General features: G+C 46.8%; 11 protein-coding genes. 5 read left to right on the top strand and 6 right to left on the bottom strand.

Annotation, left to right across the window (positions count from 1 at the left end; all coding sequences use genetic code 11):
• Positions 1–5: 5 nt before the first annotated feature.
• The 3 genes from MSG38_RS19250 to priA all read right to left on the bottom strand — a co-directional run bounded on the left by MSG38_RS19250 (position 6) and on the right by priA (position 4,114).
• A complete protein-coding gene (locus tag MSG38_RS19250; RefSeq protein WP_248402419.1) occupies positions 6–545 on the bottom strand; it encodes an SPOR domain-containing protein in 540 nt (179 codons plus the stop codon).
• Positions 546–667: 122 nt separating this feature from the next.
• The gene (gene cytR / locus MSG38_RS19255; RefSeq protein WP_017103629.1) at positions 668–1,672 is read right to left on the bottom strand and encodes a DNA-binding transcriptional regulator CytR; all 1,005 of its coding nucleotides are present in this window, start codon (positions 1,670–1,672) and stop codon (positions 668–670) included.
• A gap of 240 nt (positions 1,673–1,912) precedes the next feature.
• On the bottom strand, positions 1,913–4,114 hold the full coding sequence (gene priA, locus MSG38_RS19260; RefSeq protein ID WP_248402420.1) for a primosomal protein N': 2,202 nt from the start codon (positions 4,112–4,114) through the stop codon (positions 1,913–1,915).
• 332 nt (positions 4,115–4,446) lie between these two features.
• Between priA and rpmE the strand changes: the two genes are divergently transcribed.
• On the top strand, positions 4,447–4,665 hold the full coding sequence (gene rpmE, locus MSG38_RS19265) for a 50S ribosomal protein L31 (RefSeq protein ID WP_004737142.1): 219 nt from the start codon (positions 4,447–4,449) through the stop codon (positions 4,663–4,665).
• A 334-nt stretch (positions 4,666–4,999) separates the two neighbouring features.
• On the top strand, positions 5,000–6,289 hold the full coding sequence (locus tag MSG38_RS19270; protein ID WP_017061144.1) for a malic enzyme-like NAD(P)-binding protein: 1,290 nt from the start codon (positions 5,000–5,002) through the stop codon (positions 6,287–6,289).
• Between the two features lie 166 nt (positions 6,290–6,455).
• On the opposite strand, the gene metJ is transcribed toward MSG38_RS19270, so the two are convergent.
• Entirely contained in the window at positions 6,456–6,776 is a 321-nt protein-coding gene (gene metJ / locus MSG38_RS19275) for a met regulon transcriptional regulator MetJ (protein WP_004415993.1), read from the bottom strand.
• 208 nt (positions 6,777–6,984) lie between these two features.
• Here metJ and MSG38_RS19280 point away from each other — a divergent pair, with 208 nt between their 5' ends.
• The 3 genes from MSG38_RS19280 (at position 6,985) to metF (ending at position 11,777) form a co-directional block, all read left to right on the top strand.
• Entirely contained in the window at positions 6,985–8,166 is a 1,182-nt protein-coding gene (locus MSG38_RS19280) for an O-succinylhomoserine (thiol)-lyase (RefSeq protein WP_248402421.1), read from the top strand.
• A 2-nt stretch (positions 8,167–8,168) separates the two neighbouring features.
• Positions 8,169–10,580: a bifunctional aspartate kinase/homoserine dehydrogenase II gene (locus MSG38_RS19285; RefSeq protein WP_048612372.1), complete on the top strand. Its 2,412-nt coding sequence runs from the start codon at positions 8,169–8,171 to the stop codon at positions 10,578–10,580.
• Positions 10,581–10,877: 297 nt separating this feature from the next.
• Positions 10,878–11,777 (top strand): methylenetetrahydrofolate reductase, encoded by a 900-nt coding sequence (metF, locus tag MSG38_RS19290; protein ID WP_004729683.1) that lies wholly within the window; start codon positions 10,878–10,880, stop codon positions 11,775–11,777.
• Between the two features lie 152 nt (positions 11,778–11,929).
• On the opposite strand, the gene MSG38_RS19295 is transcribed toward metF, so the two are convergent.
• Positions 11,930–12,469, bottom strand: coding sequence for a PadR family transcriptional regulator (locus tag MSG38_RS19295; RefSeq protein WP_010435321.1), 540 nt, complete (start codon positions 12,467–12,469; stop codon positions 11,930–11,932).
• A 349-nt stretch (positions 12,470–12,818) separates the two neighbouring features.
• Positions 12,819–15,455, bottom strand: a complete 2,637-nt coding sequence (gene ppc / locus MSG38_RS19300) for a phosphoenolpyruvate carboxylase (RefSeq protein ID WP_017063683.1) — start codon at positions 15,453–15,455, stop codon at positions 12,819–12,821.
• Between the last annotated feature and the right edge of the window lie 225 nt (positions 15,456–15,680).

A 15,680-nucleotide genomic window follows, 5' to 3' on the forward strand; every position in this document is an offset into this window, starting at 1 on the left:
TAAAACTACTCGGTGTCTTTCCAAATAGCACAAGGTTCAATTTTCGCTCGTTGCAGCTTATGGCGGTCGCGTTCTGCGTCACGCTTCAGCTTGTATGGCCCTAGAACCACACGGTACCAGCTACTGCCATCTTTCTTGCGGATCTCACTCGAGATACCTTGGAAGGCAATATCCAACTTACGTGCTTCTGCCTGCGACGAGGTTTTGTAAGCGCCACACTGCATGATGTAAGGGATCTTAGAGATCTGTTGCTCTTTGGCTTTTACTTCAATCTCGCGGCTTGGCAGCGTTTCAACGTAATCCCACTTCTCTTCAGGAGGCGGCGGAATCACTTTCGCTGGTTTTGGCTTAGGTTTTGGTTTGGTTGCCACAGGCGTTGGTGCTGGCGGCTCAGGATCATTACTCAATAGGTAAAGTCCGTAACCAAAACCACCGGCAAGGAGGATCGCCAAAAGACCACTGCGCCAAGGTTTACGGCGAGGGACTTGTTTTTTGGTTGGTTTTTTCGTGCCACGACCACGCTTTACATAATCTCTATTAGCCACAAGACAATTCAATAGTTGCTGATTCTGCCCTCATGGTAATCCAGATTGCGCGAGGATAATAGTGCAGAAATGGAAGCGGCACATCAAAATGTGCCGCAGATTTGTAAGGGTATTTCTGAGGGTTACATTCGAGGTGGCGCTGTACTGCCTCGAACCACTAATTTAGCTTCAAGCAGACGCGAACCTGCTTGCACATCGTTGCCCTTCAATAGATCAAGCATCATCAACATCGCTTGGCGTCCAATCTCATAACGAGGCTGAGAAATAGTGGTTAGCGGTGGATCGCAGTATTGAGCGAATTGGATGTCATCGAAGCCGACAATCGATAGGTCTTGAGGAACGCGTAAGCCCAGCTTCTTAGCTTCTTGAATCGCACCAATCGCCATCGCATCGTTGTGACAGAAAATAGCGGTTGGCTGTTCAGGCAGAGCCAGTAATTGACGAACCGCTTGAGCGCCCGCTTCAAAGGTGAAGTCACCGACCGTACTGTAAGCTGGATTCATAGAGACTCCAGCGCGGCGCAGCGCTTGTTGGTAGCCTTGTTGGCGGAACTTACACAGTGTTGCCGATACTGGGCCTGAGATTTGAGCAATACGCTTATGACCCAGTTGAGCTAGGTAGTTAACCGCTTCAAAGGCAGAGGTCAGGTTATCGATGTGTACCGTAGGCAGTTCAAGCTCAGGGGCAAACTCACACGCCATCACCATTGGCGGTAAATTCTTTTGTTCAGGTTTGCTGACATCAAACGGATGGTCCGTGCCCAGCAGTAACATGCCGTCAGCTTGTTTGGTGAACACTAAGTTAACAAATGAAGACTCGCGCTTCTTTTGCTGGCCGCTATCACCCAGTAGAACAAGGTAATCATTTTCTACTGCGGCATCTTCGATACCACGAATGATCTCGGCGAAATAAGGGTCACAGATATCAGGAACAATAGTGATGATGGTTTTTGATTCGTTGCGACGTAAGTTTCTAGCTAATGTATTGGGTGAGTATCCAGCTTCAAGTACTGCTGTTTCCACTCGTTTGCGAGTTGAAACTGAGACTTTCTCAGGGTTCATCAATGCACGTGATACCGTGGCTGTTGAGACGCCTGCTAGCTGGGCAACATCCTTCATTGTCGCCATAAATTAAACCCTCTTTTAAGTTCCTTTGTCGCCTAAGTATCTAAGGCGTGAATAATAAATGTAATCGAATAGATATTATGAAAGTGTTGCTAACACTTTTTTTATTGCAATATTTTATTCGTTTAATCCGTGTAAAGTTACGGCTAGATTAACAAAAATCACATGACTAGTGTGAAGTTGCTCACGAGAAATATGAAATATTTGTGAACAAACTTATCATTAGTTTTAACCCAAGTGGGTTTAGCTCAAATCTTGCGGCTCAATATCGAGTGACCAGCGAACTTTTTTCGCAGCAGGTAACATATTGATGGCCGGCTTGGCACTCATTAATAGCTTCTGCATTAACGAGCGCGTCTGAGTTTGTAAGATTAACTGCCAGCGCGATTTACCCGCTCGTTTTGCTAACGGAGCCGGGGTTGGCCCTAACACCATGCAATATTGGTCAAACAGCGGGTGCGATTCCAATGTGTGACGAACCTGACGCAAGAACTCTTCCACCAAGCGAGTGTCGTTAGCTTCTGCTCTAAACAGCGTCATAAAGGTATAGGGTGGTAACATTGCCTGCTTACGCTCTGCCAGTGCCGTCTGAGCAAAATGGTTATAGTCTTTATGCAGCAAGGCTTGCAGCAACCCATGTTCTGGATGGTGAGTCTGTAAGATCACCTCACCGGGCTTGCTAGCACGACCTGCGCGTCCCGCAACTTGGATGAATAACTGGGCAAGACGTTCAGACGCTCGGAAGTCACTGCTATATAAAGAGCCATCCACATCCAATAACGCCACAAGTGTCACGTCAGGGAAATGGTGACCCTTAGCAAGCATCTGAGTGCCGATAAGAATTTGGAATTCACCCTTACGAATCGACTCTAGTGCGCTTTCTAAGCTGCCTTTACGGCGGGTGCTGTCGCGGTCAATACGAATGGTTTTGTATTCTGGGAATAGTTGACCAAGTTGAGCTTCTAACTGCTCGGTCCCGACACCCACTGTCACTAAGTTTGCAGATCCACAGCCTTGGCAATTGTGCACGATATGCTGCTGAGAACCACAGTGGTGGCAGCGCATCTCATTGCTGTATTGGTGATAGGTGTAGTAAGCATCGCAACGTTTACACTCGGCTGTCCAACCACAATCGTGACACATTAATGCCGGAGAAAACCCTCGACGATTGAGGAACAGCATCACCTGGTTGCCAGCTTTGAGGTGTCTTTGCATCTCTGCAATTAACGACGCAGACAAACCACTTTCTAGATATTCACCTTTAACATCCAACACCTTATTGGTGGTCGGCAGTGCGACACCCGCACGTGAAGTCAGGGTGAGATAACTGTATTTGCCGATCTGAGCGTTGTGCAGTGTTTCAAAGGCCGGAGTCGCCGAGCCTAACACTACTGGAATCTGCGCTTTATGAGCACGCATGATCGCCACATCACGAGCGTGGTAGCGCAGACTATCTTGCTGTTTATAAGAAGCATCGTGCTCTTCGTCGACAATGATAATGCCTAGGTCAGCAAACGGCGTGAACAGAGCCGAACGGGTACCAATCACGATGCCTGCTATTTTATCGCGCGCCGATAACCAAGCATTCAGTCGCTCAGAATCGTTTAAACCCGAGTGGATAACCTCAACAGGCACATTAAAGCGTCGCTTAAAGCGGTTAATCGTTTGAGGGGTGAGACCAATCTCGGGCACGAGCACTAACGCTTGTTTACCTTGGTCGAGAATCGGCTTAATCATATTCAGGTAAACCTCGGTCTTACCTGAGCCAGTAACGCCCTCTAACAGGAAGCAACCAAAGTCGGTTTGGCTATTTACGGTCGCAATCGCGATGGCTTGTTCGCCATTGAGTTTAGGCTTGTCTTGGTCGTTTTCAAGATCAACTGGCCACGGCTGACGCTTTGGCTTTTTCTCTACCGATTCAATCCAGCCTTTCTCTTCTAGCGTCTTGAGTACGGCGCTGCCAACTTCTTCATCAATGAATTCTTGATGAGGAACCGGGCCGTGCTCAAGCATGTGCATTACTTTGGCTTGCTTTACCGCGCGACCAAAACCTTGCATCAGCTGGTCTTTGCCTGATGGCGTTAACTGCCACTCAACCAACGTCGCGAAGTCGGCGGCTTTGCCTTTTCTTAGGGCGCTCGGAAGGGCGTTAGCAAAGGTTTCGCCAAGCGGGTACTGATAAAACTGACTGCACCACATTAACAGTGAATAGACAGATTCCGGCCAAACAGGCTGATTATCTAACAAGGCTTTAATGGGTTTGAGTTTGTCTAGCTCGAATTCAGATTCGTTAACCAGAGCCGTGACAATGCCGGTTAAGGTTTGTCGTCCAAAAGGTACAGAGACTCGTCCACCAATAATCGGAAATAGGTGGCTTGGAATCTTATAATCGAACTGCTTGTCGAGTGGAACAGGCAGTGCCACGCGGGCAATCATTGGACGCATAAAGGGACGGCTTTATCTGAGTTGACGAGAGCGAACAGTCTAAAGGATAAGGCGGTTAAATTCGAGAAGCAGTTTGGATGAAGGCGGCGAGTTAGCGTATACCGACAACGACAGCCCGAAATCTCAGGCCGATAAAGGAAATAAAGAGAGAATTGGTGAAAAATGTATCAAATCGGTTGATCCTGCCTTATAGATTCATTACTATACTGCGCCTTAAAGGTATGGCTTCATCACTCTTTTGTGTCGATGCGGTGTCTTTATTTCTTTTTTTAAACTACGTGTGGTGTGCGGCTTAGAATCGTATAGCGACACGGCCTACTTGAGGTTATCCCATGAAAGCTGGAATCCACCCAGAATACAAAGCAGTTACTGCAACTTGTTCTTGCGGCAACACATTTGAGTTCAACTCAACGCTAGCAAAAGAATCAATCCACCTAGACGTATGTGACAAATGTCACCCGTTCTACACTGGTAAGCAACGTATCGTAGATACTGGCGGCCGTGTTGATCGCTTCAACAAGCGTTTCGGTGCTCTTTCTAGCAAGAAGTAATTCTCGCTATTTAGACATGAAAAAGGACACTTCGGTGTCCTTTTTTGTTGCCTGTAATTTGAGAAAGCACTGACTTTCATTCAAGCTTCAATCCCGCCTAACGATAAGTTACCTCTCTATTCTATTTCAGGGCAATTCCTTGCGTATCTCTCTTCCCCAAAATTCAGAACGAAACTTCAACAAGCGATAGTAATTTCAACTGCTCACTGGTCTTATTAGTAGTGAAATCTCGTTTTTTAATGAGACAGAGGCTTCAACCACCTAGGAACTTTGAAGTACATCCATTAACATGAACAAGATCCCCCAAATAATAATATCCTAGGAACCTACACCTATGTCTGAAGACAGCAGCCAAGCTCAATCCTCTCAAGAATTATCACCTCAAGAACAATTCCGTCAGCAAGCTCTTGATTACCATGAGTTCCCAATTCCAGGCAAAATTGCCGTAGAACTGACGAAGCCTGCAAACTCTGCAGAAGACCTAGCACTTGCATACAGCCCAGGCGTGGCTGAGCCTGTTCGCGAGATCGCACAGAACGTTGATAACGTTTATAAGTACACAGGTAAAGGCAACATGGTTGCAGTTATCTCTAACGGTACAGCGATTCTTGGCCTAGGTAACCTTGGCCCTATTGCCTCTAAACCAGTTATGGAAGGTAAAGCGCTCCTGTTTAAGCGTTTTGCTGGTTTAGATTCTATCGATATTGAAGTAAAACACCGCACAATCGATGAGTTCGTTGATACGGTTGCGAATATCGCAGATACATTCGGCGGTATTAACCTGGAAGACATCAAAGCACCAGACTGTTTTGAGATTGAACGTCGCCTGATTGAACGTTGTGATGTTCCGGTATTCCACGATGACCAACACGGTACTGCGATTGTAACGGCAGCGGGTATGCTGAACGCGATCGAGCTTCAAGGTAAGAAACTTGAAGAGTGTAAGATCGTTTGTTTAGGTGCTGGCGCAGCAGCGGTTGCTTGTATGGAACTGCTGATTAAGTGTGGCGCTCAGCGTGAAAAAATCTACATGCTTGACCGTAAAGGTGTGATCCACACTCGTCGTGATGACCTAAACGAATATAAAGAGCTGTTCGCAAATAACACTGACAAGCGCACGCTTGAAGATGTTATCGAAGGCGCTGACCTGTTCTTGGGTGTATCGGGCCCTAATCTACTGCCTGCTGAAGCACTAACGCTGATGGCTGATAAGCCTGTTGTGTTTGCATGTTCAAATCCAGATCCAGAGATCAAGCCTGAGCTTGCACACGAAGTTCGTTCTGACCTAATCATGGGTACAGGCCGTAGTGATTACCCTAACCAAGTAAACAACGTACTTTGTTTCCCATTCATTTTCCGTGGTGCTCTAGACGTGCGTGCGAGCGAAATTAATGACGAAATGAAGCTGGCGGCGGTTAAAGCGATTCGTGAACTGGCGAAAGAAGAAGTTCCAGCTGAAGTACTAGCAGCTGCGGGCGAGACTGCACTGGAGTTCGGTAAGGGTTACATCATTCCTAAGCCAATGGATCCACGTCTACTTCCTCGCGTAGCACGAGCAGTTGCGGAAGCGGCTGTTGAATCTGGCGTAGCTCGTATCGAGATGCCTGCTAACTATATGGCTTAATAGCTGTTGCTCTATTGAGCGAAAAAGAATAATAAAAAACCGACTCATCTGGAGTCGGTTTTTTTATGTCTATCATTCACAGCGCAGTCATAAAAACGCAATGCGTGATGTGATAAATAGGGTCAGCTATAGCGAATCAATAATGAAGGCAGTGACTGAGTTGTTTTTATTCTTCGTCAAACGCTTCGAACTCGATACCCATTTCTGTCATCAGTTTTTTCACTTCAGCAGGGATATCGTCAGGACGATCTTTACGAAGGTCTTCATCCGTTGGTAGTGGTTGGCCTGTGTACGCATGTAGAAAGGCTTCGCACAGTAGCTCACTGTTTGTTGCATGGCGTAGGTTATTAATCTGGCGGCGAGTACGCTCGTCAGTAAGAACCTTTAACACTTTTAGAGGGATAGAAACTGTAATTTTCTTTACTTGTTCGCTTTTCTTTCCATGCTCAGCATATGGGCTTATGTATTCACCATTCCAGTCGGCCATTGCGTACCTTCATCACTTTAGTTGTTAGAATAAATTAATAGTGGTGATTTTAGCGGGATTTACTGCCATAAGCAAAGACATATAGACGTCTAGAAGTGTTGACGTCTCACGTTTATGAAAGTAAAGTGAATAACATATATCTAACACAGCCGCAAAATGCCGACAAGCAGCTGTGATTCTCAGACGCAAAACTTGTAAGGAAGCACCTATGAGCAGCCGGAAGCCAGCAACAATCGCAGTACGTACTGGTATCGAGTCAGACACGCAACACCATGCCGTTGTCCCACCCATTTATCTTTCGACTAACTATGGGTTTCCCGCTTTTGGTGAAGTGCCAAAGTACGATTACACCCGTTCTGGTAACCCAAATCGCGGTTTATTAGAGACGGCACTGTTTGAGCTTGAATCAGGTAAAGGCGCGGTTGTGACTAACTGTGGTACTTCGGCGCTTAACTTATGGGTTTCGGCTTTCTTAGGCGGCGATGATCTTATTATTGCACCGCACGATTGCTACGGCGGTACTTACCGTCTGTTTAACACTCGCTCGCTAAAAGGTGACTTCAAAGTTCTGTTCGTTGATCAATCGGATCAAGCGGCACTGGATGCGGCGATCGCGCTTAAGCCAAAGTTGATCTTAATCGAAACCCCATCGAATCCACTGGTTCGTGTGGTTGATATTGCAGAAACTTGCCGCAAAGCGAAAGAGGTTGGTGCTCTGGTTGCTGTCGACAACACGTTTTTGACACCTGTGTTCCAAAAGCCTTTAGAGCTGGGTGCGGATTTTGTTATCCACTCTACAACCAAGTACATCAATGGACACTCAGATGTGATTGGTGGCGTTGTGGTCACTAAGACAGAAGAGCACGCTGAAGAGCTAGCATGGTGGGGCAACTGTATTGGTGCGACCGGCACACCATTTGATAGCTACATGACTTTACGTGGTATTCGTACGCTAGGTGCGCGTATGCGAGTTCACGAAGAAAGTTCGCGTGAGATTCTAGCGTCTCTACAGCAACAAGATCTCGTCGGCACTATTTACCACCCAAGCCTTCCTGAACATCCGGGTCATGATATCGCGAAGAAACAGCAATCGGGCTTTGGCTCAATGCTCAGCTTTGAGTTTGCGGGCTCATTCGTGGCGCTTAAATACTTTGTTGATAAGTTAGAGCTGTTTTCTTTGGCAGAATCATTGGGCGGTGTTGAAAGCCTGATTTGTCACCCTGCGTCTATGACTCACCGCGCGATGGGCGAAGAAGCATTAGCAGAAGCCGGTGTTTCTCAGCAACTACTGCGTCTATCTGTTGGCCTTGAAGATGCAGAAGACCTAATCGATGACCTCAAGCAAGCGTTTGAAAGAACACAGCGCTTTATCGCTGAAGGGGAGGGTTAATAATGGCAACCTTTCGCCAGCTACATAAATTTGGTGGCAGCAGTTTAGCAAATCCTGAATGTTACCAACGTGTGGTCAACATTCTTAGAGAATACTCATCAGCATCTGATTTGGTGGTGGTATCGGCAGCAGGCAAAACAACCAACCGCTTAATTGAGTTCGTTGAAGCGCTCGACAAAGATGGTCGTATTGCCCATGAATGCCTACAAGCACTTCGTCAGTTCCAACTCGATCTGATTGAAGCACTGCTTGAGGGTGAATCAGCCGCACAACTTACTGCAACCATTCAACAAGAATTTACCGCTTTGGGTGAGCTAACGGCTCCCTTGAGCGAAGCACAAAAAGCAAAAGTGCTTGGACACGGTGAGGTTTGGTCTTCACGTCTACTCGCTGCTTTGTTGTGCCAGCATGACTTACAAGCGGTTGCTCAAGATGCGCGTGCTTTTTTACGTGCAGAAGTAGGCGCTCAGCCTGAAGTCGACCGCGCACGTTCTTACCCTCTGATTAAAGAAGCTCTGGCGCAGCATGCCCATTGCCGCGTGGTGATTACGGGCTTTATGGCTCAGAACTGCGAGGGTGAAACGGTACTGCTTGGTCGTAACGGTTCGGATTACTCAGCAACCGTGATTGGTGCTTTGGCTGAAGTTGAACGCGTGACGATTTGGAGTGATGTGGCGGGCGTTTACAGCGCTGACCCTCGTCTGGTTTCAGATGCGTGTTTACTGCCTCTACTTCGCCTTGATGAAGCCAGTGAATTGGCTCGTCTTGCTGCTCCAGTGCTTCATAGCCGAACGCTACAGCCTGTGGCTCAAAGTGCTATGGATCTCAGCTTACGTTGCAGCTATCAGCCGGAGGCGGGCTCTACACAGATAGAGCGTGTACTGGCATCGGGTCGTGGCGCAAAAATAATTACCTCTCTGGATGAAGTGCTTATCGTGCAACTGACCTTTGGTCACGGCCATGATTTCGACCGTCTAGAGAGTGAAGTGCTTGAAGGGCTTAAGCGTGCTCAACTTGAGCCGCTGGCTTATGAGCTTGAACCGGATCAACACTGTTTGCGTCTTGCCTACACGGAAGAGATCGCTGGTGGTGCATTAGAATATCTCCAAGACCATGCTATTGAAGCTGAGATTAAGCTAAAAGAAGGTTTCTCTCTGATTGCTGCAGTGGGTGCGGGTGTGACTAAGAACCCGAACCATTGCTACGGCTTCTACCAGCAGCTTAAGAGCTCACCGGTTGAGTTCATCTCAGAAGCGAACTCTGGCTTAAGCTTGGTGGCTGTGATTCGTAAGAGTGAAACATCAAGCCTAGTGAAAGGCATTCACTCTCAACTGTTCCAAGCGCAGAAGCGTGTTGCGATTGCCTTATGTGGTAAGGGCAACATTGGTTCAAGTTGGTTAAGTCTGTTTGCTGAACAAAAAGCGGAACTTGAAAAGCGCCGTGGAATGAACTTTGAATTGGTTGCCGTGGTTGATAGTCAAACCTATTGGTTCGACGATCAAGGCATTGATGCGACCTCAGTGAGCAAGCGCTTTGACGATGAAGCGATTGCCAACAATGGGAACGACTGGTTAGAGCGTTTGGGTTCTATTCAGGGTTACGATGAAGCTGTGGTACTCGATGTCACCGCAAGCCCTGTGCTTGCAGCAAAGTACCTGCAAATTGCACAACAAGGTATTCATCTGATTTCGGCTAACAAGGTGGCTGGTTCTGCATCGAGCGAGTATTACCATCAAGTACAAGATGCTTTCGCTAAGATCAGCCGTCATTGGTTGTACAACGCGACAGTGGGTGCAGGCTTACCGATTAACCACACAGTACGAGACCTGCGTGAAAGCGGCGATGACATTATTGCGTTGTCAGGCATCTTCTCAGGCACGCTGTCTTGGTTGTTCCAGCAGTTTGATGGCACGGTACCATTCAGTGAGTTGGTCGACTTAGCGTGGCAACAAGGCCTTACGGAACCAGACCCGCGTGCTGACCTAGATGGCTCAGACGTCATGCGTAAGTTGGTGATTCTGGCGCGTGAATCGGGTTTGGATATCGAACCTGAAAACGTAAAAGTGGAATCGCTCGTACCTGCAGAGCTGCAAGAGCTATCTGTGGATGACTTCTTCGACAAAGCTTCTGTGCTAAGTGAAGAGTTGGCTGAGCGCTTAGAGAAAGCGCACTCTCAACAGAAAGTTCTGCGTTACGTAGCGCGTTTGGAGAAGAACGGTAAGGCAACCGTAGGCGTTGAAGCACTGTCTAAAGAACATGCTCTGGCGAACCTGTTGCCTTGCGACAACATCTTTGCGATTGAGAGCAAATGGTACAAAGATAATCCATTGGTGATTCGTGGTCCAGGTGCAGGACGTGAAGTCACTGCTGGCGCAATTCAATCTGACTTAAACAGAATGTCTAGCCTGTTTTGATTTTCAGATCGATTGGTTTAATACTCAGATCAATTGTTTTAGCGCGTAAATAGCATACTATTCACTAAGATAAATAAGGCTGAAAGCACGATGTGTTTTTCAGCCTTTTTTCTACATTATTTCTGCTTTGCGACCCATCTAACGACTTGAGTTTTACTCACGATCTACTTGAGAAAAATTCATAATGGATCTGTTGACATTAAATCGTATTCAATACATTCTACAGACATATAGACGTCTAAACGTCGTTTAAGGATTTGAGTTTTTAGTGGTTGCTTTTGCCACAGGGAGAGTAAGATGGGATACACACACGCTAGTCATATCGACGCTTTAAATCAGAATATCGCTGAGCTTTCTGACAACATCAATGTGTCATTTGAGTTTTTTCCACCGAGCAGTGAGAAGATGGAAGAGACCCTGTGGAACTCTGTTCACCGTCTTAAAACACTTCAACCAAAATTTGTATCGGTAACTTACGGTGCAAACTCGGGCGAACGTGACCGTACCCACTCAATCATTAAAGAAATTAAGAACCAAACTGGCCTAGTGGCTGCACCGCACTTAACGTGTATTGATGCGAGTCGCGAAGAGCTGATTCAAATTGCCGACGATTACTGGGCAAATGGTATCGAGAGTATTGTTGCGCTGCGTGGTGACATTCCAGCAGGCGGCGGCGCGCCAGAGATGTACGCATCTGATTTGGTTGAGCTACTTAAATCTCGCCACGATTTTGATATCTCAGTAGCGGCATTCCCTGAGGTTCACCCTGAAGCAAAAAGCGCTCAATCTGACCTTATTAACCTAAAACGTAAAGTGGATGCGGGTGCTAACCGTGCAATCACTCAGTTCTTCTTCGATGTAGAAAGCTACCTACGTTTTCGTGACCGTTGTGTAGCGGCAGGTGTGGATGTTGAGATTGTTCCGGGCATCTTACCGGTTTCTAATTTCAAGCAAGCGTCGCGCTTTGCAGCGATGAACAACGTAAAAGTACCTGGCTGGATGGCGAAGCAGTTCGAAGGTTTGGATGATGATCCAACCACTCGTCAGTTAGTAGGTGCTAGCCAAGCGATCGATATGGTTCGTACGCTGAGCCGTGAAGGTGTGAAAGATTTCCACTTCTACACGCTAAATCGTGCAGAAATGACTTACGCACTTTGCCATACGCTAGGCGTTCGTCCGCAAGTCGCTGCGCTTTAAGCAAAGTCTAAGAAGTAAAGCCTGAGCACTTGTAAAAAGCCTCTGGCAGTAACATTTCAAATCCTATAGATACAAAAAAGGCTTGGACTCATAGAGTTCAAGCCTTTTGCTTTTCTAGCTTCTAGCTTCTAGCTTCTAGCTTCTAGCTTAACTTAAGCTAGAGCGCCAAGTTCAAGCAGTACTTCTTCAGCCCATACAATCCATGCTTCACGGATAAGTAGGTTACGACGAAGTGTTAGACGCTCAAGGCGTGCTTGCTTGTCTAGTGTCGATGGCGTTGCGTAGTAAGCTGCTTCGATTTCTTTGTAGTGAGAAACCAGTTTGCGAGACTCTTCTACTAGCTCAGCAAGTTGTACACGGTAAGCGTCAGAAGGTTGTACAGCACAAGCCATTAGCTTAGCTGAGAACTCGTCACGAACGGTTGGGTGTGCAGTTGGTTGTTCAAACCATTCACCTAGCGCGCCACGGCCAGCATCAGTGATAGAGTAAACTTTACGATCAGGTTTGCCTTCTTGAGGCTCAAGCACGCAAGTTACCTGGTCGTTCTGAGCCATTTTATTTAGCTCGCGGTAAACTTGTTGATGGCTAGCTTTCCAGAAGTAACCAATGCTTGCGGAGAATTCTTTTGTGATATCGTAACCAGTAGCATCGCGTGTACTTAAAACGGTTAGAATTACGTGTGGTAATGACATGTCTGAAATCCAAATGGTAAACAGTAAACAAATACTTAAACAACAAGTGTGCTTCTAATGGCACGTTATATTGGTTATGTCTAAGTAGCACCAACTCATCGGTTGGTTATGTCACCTTACAAAGCCGTTTATCACCTAGGTTGACCAGTTTATTGGTCAAATTGCTGCAGATTATTTTTTTGGAGTGTTTCCGCAGCGGAGCAGTAGTATATCTAAATAATAAGCATAAAGTAGAATACATGGACAAAATAACCCAAAAAACTGACAAAATACTCACTAGCGGTTATTTTACAAAATAAAAAGGCCGCGCGTGGCGACCTTTTGTTCTTTTTATAGTAGGAATCACTAATTAACCAGTGTTTCGCATACCTGCTGCAATGCCTGCAATCGTCACCATTAGCGCTTCTTCTAGCTCTGCTGGTGGTGTTTCACACTTACGAGTACGGTAAAGCAGTTCTGCTTGAAGCATGTTTAGTGGCTCAACGTAGATGTTACGTAGGCGAATTGACTCAAGCCCCCAAGGGTCGCTTTGCATCAAGTTCTCGTTATTTTCTACATTCAGTACCGCTTTGATGTCTTTTTGTAGCTGTTCACGCAGTAACTCACCCAGAGGTAATAGCTCTTCGTCAACAAGACGTTGATCGTAGTACTTCGCAATTTCCATGTTGCACTTCGAGTACACCATTTCCAACATACCCAGACGAGTTGAGAAGAATGGCCACTCACGACACATCTCTTCAAGTAGCGCTTGATGGCCTTGGTCAACTGAGTATTGAATCGCTTCACCAGCACCTAACCATGCAGGAAGTACCAAACGGTTTTGGCTCCAAGAGAAGATCCATGGAATTGCACGTAGGCTTTCTACGCCGCCATTCGGGTTACGTTTCGCAGGGCGAGAACCAAGAGGCAGTTTACCTAGCTCCAGTTCAGGCGTCGCTTGACGGAAGTAAGGTACAAACTTCTCTTCACCACGAACCACGTTACGGTAAGCCTCGCAAGAGACTTGAGACAGCACTTCCATTAGGTCGCGCCACTCTTGTTTTGGTTCTGGTGGCGGTAGAAGGTTCGCTTCTAGAATCGCACTTGCGTATAGGTTGAAGCTGTTTACCGCAACATCTGGCAAGCCAAGCTTAAAGCGGATCATTTCACCTTGCTCAGTTACACGTAAACCGCCTTTCAAGCTCTTAGGTGGCTGAGAGAGAAGAGCAGCGTGCGCCGGAGCACCACCACGACCAACTGTACCGCCACGACCGTGGAATAGAGTCAGTTCAATGCCTTCTTCGTCGCAAACCTTAACCAGCTTGTCCATCGCATCGTACTGAGCCCAACCTGCAGACATTACGCCAGCATCTTTTGCTGAGTCAGAGTATCCGATCATCACCATTTGATGGTTTTGGATAAAGCCACGGTACAAGTCGATGCTCATTAGCTGCTTCATTACCGCTTCTGAGTTGTTCAGGTCGTCTAGCGTTTCGAACAGTGGACATACGTCCATGCGGTACGGGCAACCACACTCTTGCAGCAACAAGTGAACAGCCAGTACATCCGATGCAGTACGAGCCATAGAAATTACGTAAGCACCGAAGGCTTCACGCGGTTGAGCAGCAATGACCTTACAGGTGTCTAAAACCTCTTTAACCTGTTCAGATGGCTCCCAATCACGAGGAAGTAGTGGGCGTTTTGAGCTTAATTCATTGGTTAAGAAAGCAATCTTGTCTTGCTCGCTCCACTGGTCGTAGTCGCCAATGCCTAGGTAGCGAGTCAGTTCAGACAGCACATCTGAGTGACGTGTACTTTCTTGACGAACATCGAGACGCACTAGGTGTACACCGAATGCTTTTAGGCGGCGCAAGGTATCAAGTAGAGAACCGTCTGCGATTACGCCCATGCCACATTCGTGCAGCGATTGGTAACACGCGTACAGCGGTGTCCAAAGTTGGTCGATGTTCTGTAGTGTTTCTTTCTTCGGTACTTCAGCATCATGCAGTTTTGCATCAAGCACTTCTAACGTGTTGTTCAGCAGAGTACGTAGGCTCTTTAGAATTGCTCGGTAAGCTTCGTGCTCGTCACCCGCTAGCTCACGAACGGCATCATTACACTTAGTCATCGACAGTTCGGTAATCAGCTCGTTTACGTCACCTAGGTAAAGATCAGCTGCTTTCCAGCGAGATAGGCGCAATACTTCTTTGGTGATGGTGTGTGTTACGAATGGGTTACCATCGCGGTCGCCGCCCATCCAAGATGAGAAGTGTACTGGGCGCGCATCAATTGGCAGGCCTTCACCAAGGTAGCCTTTTAGTCGGCCATCCATTTCACGTAGGAAATCTGGTACAGCTTCCCAAAGTGAGTTTTCAACAACCGCAAAGCCCCATTTCGCTTCATCAAGTGGCGTAGGGCGTTGCTGACGAATCACATCTGAGTGCCAACCTTGAGCGATAAGTTGCTCTAGGCGACGTTCTGTTTTGACACGTTCTTTGTGTGATAGGTCGCTTAATTCTAATTTAGAGAGACACTCGTTGATCTTAACTAGCTTGTTGATCATGGTGCGACGAGTGATTTCTGTTGGGTGTGCAGTCAGAACGAGTTCAATGTTCAGGTCGCGAACGGCTTGAGCCGCGTCTAGCTTGCTGATGTCATTCTGGTTTAATTTGGAAAATAGAGATTGCAGCACGTCTGGTTCGCAAACATGCTCCTCACAGTGGCGAGATATTGTGTGGTACTGCTCTGCCATGTTGGTGAGGTTGAGAAATTGGTTAAATGCACGAGCAACAGGAGTGAGTTGTTCGTTCGGCAGGTTTTTGATTTCTTCAACTAGGCTGTCACGGTCAGCTTTGTTGCCTGCGCGGGCGGATTTGGAAAGTTTACGGATAGTCTCCACTTTCTCTAAGATAACGTCACCATGTGCATCTTGGATTGTGTTACCTAGCAAGCGTCCCAGCATGCTTACGTTACTCTTGAGAGCGGCGTATTTCTCGTTCATTGTCATCCTGCCTCGTAAAAAAATTACATCCATTGTTCCTTGTTAAGTACACAATCTAGCGAAAAGTGCTGTATCTAGTCAAATAAAGCATTCTAAGTTTGCAATTATTAGTTTTCGAAATGCGGGAGAAGTAAATTTTCCAATAGTTCGGAATTAAAGTGAAATTTAATTACAAGATCAGGCTGTGTCAGGGATGGCAGAATAAAAGCCACCTTTTCGGGTGGCTTTTAT

Origin of the sequence: Vibrio sp. 1CM24A, assembly GCF_023161725.1 — a bacterium.
In the GTDB taxonomy this organism is placed as follows: Bacteria; Pseudomonadota; Gammaproteobacteria; order Enterobacterales; family Vibrionaceae; genus Vibrio; species Vibrio coralliirubri.

Coding starts and splice junctions, on each gene's coding strand:
- priA (WP_248402420.1), bottom strand. CDS start 4,114: ATGCGTCCAATGATTGCCCGCGTGGCACTGCCTGTTCCACTCGACAAG.
- metF (WP_004729683.1), top strand. CDS start 10,878: ATGGGATACACACACGCTAGTCATATCGACGCTTTAAATCAGAATATC.
- MSG38_RS19270 (WP_017061144.1), top strand. CDS start 5,000: ATGTCTGAAGACAGCAGCCAAGCTCAATCCTCTCAAGAATTATCACCT.
- cytR (WP_017103629.1), bottom strand. CDS start 1,672: ATGGCGACAATGAAGGATGTTGCCCAGCTAGCAGGCGTCTCAACAGCC.
- rpmE (WP_004737142.1), top strand. CDS start 4,447: ATGAAAGCTGGAATCCACCCAGAATACAAAGCAGTTACTGCAACTTGT.
- MSG38_RS19280 (WP_248402421.1), top strand. CDS start 6,985: ATGAGCAGCCGGAAGCCAGCAACAATCGCAGTACGTACTGGTATCGAG.
- metJ (WP_004415993.1), bottom strand. CDS start 6,776: ATGGCCGACTGGAATGGTGAATACATAAGCCCATATGCTGAGCATGGA.
- MSG38_RS19295 (WP_010435321.1), bottom strand. CDS start 12,469: ATGTCATTACCACACGTAATTCTAACCGTTTTAAGTACACGCGATGCT.
- MSG38_RS19285 (WP_048612372.1), top strand. CDS start 8,169: ATGGCAACCTTTCGCCAGCTACATAAATTTGGTGGCAGCAGTTTAGCA.
- ppc (WP_017063683.1), bottom strand. CDS start 15,455: ATGACAATGAACGAGAAATACGCCGCTCTCAAGAGTAACGTAAGCATG.